Origin of the sequence: Rahnella sp. GSA61A, from assembly GCF_019969905.1 — a bacterium.
GTDB lineage: Bacteria > Pseudomonadota > Gammaproteobacteria > Enterobacterales > Enterobacteriaceae > Rahnella > Rahnella aceris.
The window spans coordinates 1-432 of record NZ_JAHXYO010000060.1; the positions used below are offsets into that span (position 1 = coordinate 1).

1 protein-coding gene is annotated in these 432 nt (G+C 34.0%); it reads right to left on the minus strand.

The window, feature by feature from the left end:
- Positions 1 to 253: 253 nt before the first annotated feature.
- Positions 254 to 430: a DNA-directed RNA polymerase subunit omega gene (locus LC431_RS26460; RefSeq protein ID WP_223510486.1), complete on the minus strand. Its 177-nt coding sequence runs from the start codon at positions 428 to 430 to the stop codon at positions 254 to 256.
- Positions 431 to 432 lie beyond the last annotated feature (2 nt).

Here is a 432-nt window from a genome sequence, read left to right on the forward strand (position 1 = left end):
ATTTAAGCTGTTGCTTGGCTTGGCTGACCTCTTCGCCTGGCATAAATCACCCTTTTTTCCTAATGCTGAGAAACTAAATCTATCTACTTCTTAATGAAAAGCATATTGCGGAACTTGTCAAATTTTTCATTTGAAAAAGTGTATTTTTTTTTCAATGAAAATAATTGCTTTTTTCAATATCTTTAAATTCAAGACAAAGCCAAATAAAAAACCACCGCAGAAAAACGATGGTTTTTTTATGAAACAGAATTAATTAGAAAGAAAAACCTTCTAAATTCAAGCTGTTTGTAGAAAGAGCAAGATCAAGACTAGAAGTTTGATAATCTTGTTCACGTTGTTTAAGAATTTCTTTCGTAACGTGTCCTGCCGCGATTTCGCGCAAAGAAACTACAGTCGGTTTGTCGTTATCCCATTCTACAGTTGGCTCCATGC